Source organism: Desertihabitans aurantiacus (genome assembly GCF_003344635.1).
GTDB lineage: Bacteria > Actinomycetota > Actinomycetes > Propionibacteriales > Propionibacteriaceae > Desertihabitans > Desertihabitans aurantiacus.
This window is the reverse complement of record NZ_QPKK01000261.1, coordinates 1-5,363: the sequence shown is the minus strand read 5'-3', so window position 1 is coordinate 5,363 and position 5,363 is coordinate 1. Positions and strand designations below refer to the sequence as shown.

5 protein-coding genes and 1 pseudogene are annotated in these 5,363 nt (G+C 74.4%); 3 read left to right on the top strand and 3 right to left on the bottom strand.

Features of this window, described 5'->3' with window-relative positions:
- The 3 genes from DVA66_RS16720 to rsmI all read right to left on the bottom strand — a co-directional run.
- Nucleotides 1-453 (bottom strand): nitroreductase family protein (locus DVA66_RS16720; protein WP_114561086.1); only part of this gene is annotated, 453 nt, incomplete at its 3' end.
- Nucleotides 450-1,292: a TatD family hydrolase gene (locus DVA66_RS16715; protein WP_114561085.1), complete on the bottom strand. Its 843-nt coding sequence runs from the start codon at nt 1,290-1,292 to the stop codon at nt 450-452. The genes DVA66_RS16715 and DVA66_RS16720, both read right to left, overlap by 4 nt.
- A 269-nt stretch (nt 1,293-1,561) precedes the next feature.
- Entirely contained in the window at nt 1,562-2,404 is an 843-nt protein-coding gene (rsmI, locus tag DVA66_RS16710; protein ID WP_114561084.1) for a 16S rRNA (cytidine(1402)-2'-O)-methyltransferase, read from the bottom strand.
- 106 nt (nt 2,405-2,510) lie between these two features.
- On the opposite strand from rsmI, the gene DVA66_RS16705 reads away from it, so the two are divergent.
- The 3 genes and pseudogenes from DVA66_RS16705 to DVA66_RS21730 form a co-directional block, all read left to right on the top strand.
- A complete protein-coding gene (locus tag DVA66_RS16705) occupies nt 2,511-4,028 on the top strand; it encodes a dolichyl-phosphate-mannose--protein mannosyltransferase (RefSeq protein WP_198671867.1) in 1,518 nt (505 codons plus the stop codon).
- A gap of 74 nt (nt 4,029-4,102) precedes the next feature.
- Nucleotides 4,103-4,906 (top strand): Suppressor of fused protein (SUFU), encoded by an 804-nt coding sequence (locus DVA66_RS16700; protein ID WP_114561082.1) that lies wholly within the window; start codon nt 4,103-4,105, stop codon nt 4,904-4,906.
- Between the two features lie 236 nt (nt 4,907-5,142).
- Nucleotides 5,143-5,363, top strand: a pseudogene (locus DVA66_RS21730) (hypothetical protein); the annotation flags it as partial.

Below are 5,363 nucleotides of genomic sequence, written 5' to 3'. Positions count from 1 at the left end.
GGCCAGCGACGCCTGCCGGTCCGCAGGCACGCCGAAGAAGCAGGCGGCCAGCCCGGTCTCGGTGACGGTGAGCAGCATCGCCAGCACCGACATCCCGGCGTCCACCCACCACCACGGGGCGGCGAAGCCCTCCGCGGCGGCGCGGCGCTTGTCCGCCTCGGCGTAGCGCTCGGCGTAGCCCTGCTCGCTGGTCCACACCGTCACCAGCACCGGGGCCCGCCGCATCCCGCGCAGCCAGGCGCTGTCGGCGTCCGGGTCGCTGGTGGTCCGCCAGAACGCGTCCACCTGCTTCCCGCGCAGCACGACCAGCGAGACGACCTGGGCGTGCCCGGCCGACGGGGTGGCCAGCGCGGCGTCGAGGACCTGCTGCAGCTGCTCGTCGGCGACGGGTGCGTCCGCGAAGTCGCGGACCATCCGGCGGCGGCGCAGCAGCGCGGCCAGGTCGTCGCTCACCAGGAGCCGCCGAAGGCCGCCGAGGCGTTGTCGTGCAGGGCGGCGCACAGCGGCTCCAGCTCCATCCCACGCTGCTCGGCCAGGAACCGGACGGTGAGCGGGACGAGGAAGGAGGCGTTGGGGTGACCGCGGTGCGGCACCGGGGTGAGGAAGGGGGCGTCGGTCTCGGTCAGCAGCCGGTCCAGCGGGGTCAGCGCGAGGGCGTCGCGCAGGTGCTGGTTGGGCTTGAAGGTGACCGTGCCGGGAAAGGACAGCCAGGCGCCGCGGTCGAGGCAGCGGCGGGCGAAGTCGGCGTCGCCGGAGAAGCAGTGCATGACCACCCGCTCGGCCCCGCCCTCGGCGTCGAGCACGTCGAGCACGTCGTCGTGGGCGTCGCGGTCGTGGATGACCAGAGTGAGGTCGTGCTCGCGGGCCAGCCGGATGTGGGCGGCGAAGGACTCGCGCTGGCGCTGCCGGCCCTCGGCGTCGGTGGTGCGGAAGTGGTCGAGACCGGTCTCCCCCACCCCCCGCAGCCGCCGGCCGGGCGCGTGCTCGGCCACCATCGCGGCCAGCTCGTCCAGCTGAGCGGGCAGGTCGTCCCCGGCGCGGGCCGCGTCGTTGGGGTGCAGCGCGACCGTGGCCACCACCGAGGGCCAGCGCTGGGCCGCCTCCAGCGCCCAGCGCGAGCTCGGCAGGTCGCAGCCCACCTGCACGACCCGGGTGACGCCGACCGCCGCCGCCCGCTCGAGAGCCTCGGCCGGGTCCAGCCCGCTGTAGGCCTCGGCGACGTCGAGGTGGCAGTGCGAGTCGGTGACCGGGGCGGGTAGCGGGTCGGGGACGGGTGGCAGCTCGGACTTCACCGGCGTCACGGTAGTCGGGTGCAGCGGTCCGGGCCCTCCCGCGGGGAACGGAGTCGGTCGTTCGAACCCGACTACAGCGCCCTGAGCTTCCCCGCACCCAGCGCCCTGAGCCTGTCGAAGGGCGACATCGCTCGCGCTTCGACAAGCTCAGCGCGCTGTGATCGGGTTCTGCGTCGTCCGCGCTTCGACAAGCTCAGCGCGCTGTGGTGCGGTCTGCATCGGGTCCGCGCTTCGACAAGCTCAGCGCGCTGTTGGTGCGGCGGGGCGGCTCAGCGGTCGGCGAGGGCGGACTTGTAGAGGGCGTTGCGCTTGACGCCGGTGCTGGCGGCGACCTGGGCGACGGCGTCGGAGAGCCGGACGCCGTCGGCGATCAGACTGCGCACCAGCTCGAGCGCCTCCTCCGGCCCGCCGGCGGGTTCGGCACCGGCCACCACGACGGTGATCTCGCCGCGGACGCCGTCGGCGGCCCAGGCGGCGAGCTCGGCCAGGGTGCCGCGCCGCACCTCCTCGTAGGTCTTGGTCAGCTCACGGCAGACCGCGGCCGGACGTCCGGCGCCCCAGACCTCCGCCGCCGCGTCGAGGAAGGCGGCCAGCCGGTGCGGGGCCTCGAAGAAGACCATGGTCCGCTCCTCGGCGGCCAGCCCCTGCAGCCGGCGGCGGCGCTCGCCGTCCTTGCGCGGGAGGAACCCCTCGAAGCAGAACCGGTCCACCGCCAGCCCGGAGACGGCCAGCGCGGTCAGCACCGCCGACGGGCCCGGGACGGCGGTCACCCGCACCCCGCGCTCGATCGCGGCCCGCACCAGCCGATAGCCGGGATCCGACACCGAGGGCATCCCGGCGTCGGTGACCACCAGCACCCGGGCACCGGCGGCCAGCTCCTCGGCCAGCTGCTCGGTGCGCGCTGCCTCGTTGCCCTCGAAGTAGGAGACCACCCGGGCCGGCGCGTCGGCCCCGAGCCGCTGCAGCAGCCGCTGCAGGCGGCGGGTGTCCTCGGCGGCGACGACGTCGGCGCGGGCCAGCTCGGCGACCAGCCGCGGCGGGGCGTCGTCGACGTCACCGATCGGCGTCCCGGCCAGCACCAGCACACCGGACCCGTCTGCTGCCTCGCTCACACCGCTCCTCCCGCGATCCCGGGGCGGCACGGGACCGGTCCCTAGTATGTCCGCCGTGACCGCCCCGGCCGAGACCAGCGCGCTGCAGGGCGCCCTCCGCGACCCGATGCCGACCGACCGGCTGGTCGGCTGGACGGTCACCCTCGGGCTCACCGCGCTGGCGTTCGTGGTCCGGGTGATCGGCCTCGGCTACCCGGACAAGCTCGTCTTCGACGAGACCTACTACCCCAAGGACGCCTGGTCGCTGCTGCACTTCGGCCACGAGCGGGAGTGGCCGGCCGACGCCAACGAGCGGGTGGTCGCCGGCGAGACGCTGATCATGGGCGACGGGCCGGCCTTCGTGGTGCACCCGCCGCTGGGCAAGTGGCTGATCGCCGGCGGTGAGGCGCTGTTCGGGATGACCTCCTTCGGCTGGCGTTTCTCGGCCTGCGTGTTCGGCGCGCTGCTGGTGCTCATCACCATCCGGCTGGTCCGCCGGATCACCCGCTCGACCCTGCTCGGCGGCGCCGCCGGGGTGCTGCTGACCTTCGACGGGCTGGCCTTCGTGATGAGCCGGATCGGGCTGCTCGACGGCTTCCAGGCGTTCTTCCTGGTCGCGGGTGTCTCCGCGCTGGTGGCCGACCGGGACTGGTTCCGCACCCGGCTGGCCGACCACCTGCTGGCCCGCGGGCTGCCCGATCTCGGCGGGCTGGCCGGGCCGGTCGTGCTGTGGCGGCCGTGGCGGGTGCTGGCCGGGGTGATGTTCGGCATGGCCGTCGGGGTGAAGTGGTCCAGCCTGTACGTGGTCGCGGCGTTCGGGCTGCTCAGCGTGCTCTGGGACGTCGGCGCCCGCCGGCTGGCCGGGGCGAGCCGGCGCTCGCTGCTCGGGCTGCTCGTCGACGGCGTCCCCGCGTTCGTCTCGGTGGTGGTGCTCGGTGCGCTGGTCTACCTCAGCACCTGGGCGGGCTGGCTGGCCACCCAGGGTGGCTACTACCGCGACTGGGGCCGCACCAACCCCGAGGCGACCAGCGTCCAGCTGCTCGGGGCACCGCTGGCCTCGCTGCTGCACTACCACTCCCAGATGTACGGCTTCCACACCGGCGACTTCATCAACAACCAGAGCCACGGCTACGACGCCGACCCGATCGGCTGGCTGGTGCTGGCCCGCACCATCGGCATCGACGCGGTGAACAACATCGAGCCCGGGGTGGACGGCTGCCCGCTGGACGTGGACCGCTGCCAGCGGGTGATCACCGGGATCGGCACCCCGCTGCTGTGGTGGGTCGGCGCGGCCTGCCTGGTGGTCGCGGTGGTGTGGTGGCTGATGCGCCGGGACTGGCGCTTCGGCGTCCCGGTGGTCGGGGTGGCCAGCACCTGGCTGCCGTGGTTCCAGTACACCGACCGCCCGACGTTCCTCTTCTACGCCGTCACCATCATCCCGTTCACCGTGCTGGCGGTGTGCCTGCTGATCGGGCTCGCGATGGGCCCGCCCGAGGCACCGAGACGCCGGGTCGCGACGATGGTCAGCGCCGTGTTCGTGGCGCTGGTGGTGGTGAACTTCATCTACTTCCACCCGGTGTGGACCGACGCGCTGCTGTCCTACCGCGAGTGGGCGGCCCGGATGTGGCTGCGGACCTGGATCTAGCCTCGGCTCCCCCGGACGTCTGGCCCTGCCACGGCCTACCGTCGAGGCCGGACCGCCGAGCGAGAGGCCACACCGTGGGACTGTTCGACCGCATCTTCCGCCGCCCGACCGCCCCCTCGACCGACCAGCCCGACGCACCGTCCGAGCCGGCGCCCGCGGCTGCCGACGCCGACCCGGCCGGGCCACCGGACGGCGGAGCGTCGCCGGCACCGGATGCGAGCCAGGACAACCCGCACACCGCCGCCGTCCAGCGCGCCGTCGACGCCTACTGGGACGGGATCGGCGTGAGCGACCCCGACCGGATCAGCTACCTGATCAACCCGATGTTCACCGGCGCACCGCGCTGGCCCGGCATCCGGCAGAGCTACCGGGTGGTGCGCACCCCGCAGACGCTGGTGCTGGCCTCCGACGGGCTCTCCGACCCCGACGTCGACACCGACGAGCTCACCCCCGGCTTCGGCTGCGAGGTGTTCCTGGAGGCCCCGGACCTCGTCGGTGCCGAGTTCGCCGAGCTGCGCGCCAGCTGGCAGTTCAGCCTGGTCGAGCAGCTGGCGATGAACGTCGCCCACCTCGGCGGGATCTCCGACCGGCTGGAGCAGCACGGGGTGCTGTCGATGGAGCTGCCGCTCGGCGACGCCGCACCGCCAGAGCTGCTGTCCCCGCAGGGCACGGTGGGCGTGCTGCTCGGGATGGCTGTGCCTGGGCGGGCCCTGCGGGTCGACACCCCCGGTGGGCCGGTGGACCTGGTCGCCGTGACCGTCATCGGTCCGGACGAGCTGGGCCGGCTTGTCGGGGGCGGCGCGGAGGCCCGGCGCGCGCTGGTCGAGCAGCGGCTGGCCTCGGGCGTGGGACACCTCAGCACTCCGGCGCGTCGCTGAGCGCAGCCCCCGCCCTCGGTGGCGGCGTGCCGGGGTGCCAGCTCCTCCCCGAGGAGTGCCGCGTGACCAGCTCTGGGTCTGGGCCCCGTCCTGCTGCTCCCATCCGTGCTGGGTCGGCACGCCCCTGCTGACCTCCGTCGCGGCCCGGCTCGGACCAGGGCCGTCGGCGGGCCGGCCGCCCGTCGTGTCGATCGGGTGACGCGGCACCTTCGGCGCGCGACGGACGTTGTGCTGGCATGACGGTGAGACGGGCGATGCTCGCAGCGGGGCTGCTGCTGACTGCCTGCGCCCCTGCGGCGGACCCCGCCACCGTCCCGTCGCCGTCCGGTACCACCACAGCCTCCTCGCCCAGCGCGTCGAGCCAGGCCCAGCCGAGCGCCACCCCGACACCCCGGGCCAGCTCGGCCACCCCGACCCCCACGCCGACACCGACCCCCACCCCGACGCTGGCGGCCAG

Excerpts from the sequence above, each read along its gene's own strand:
- DVA66_RS16705 (WP_198671867.1), top strand. The coding sequence starts at position 2,511 with ATGCCGACCGACCGGCTGGTCGGCTGGACGGTCACCCTCGGGCTCACC.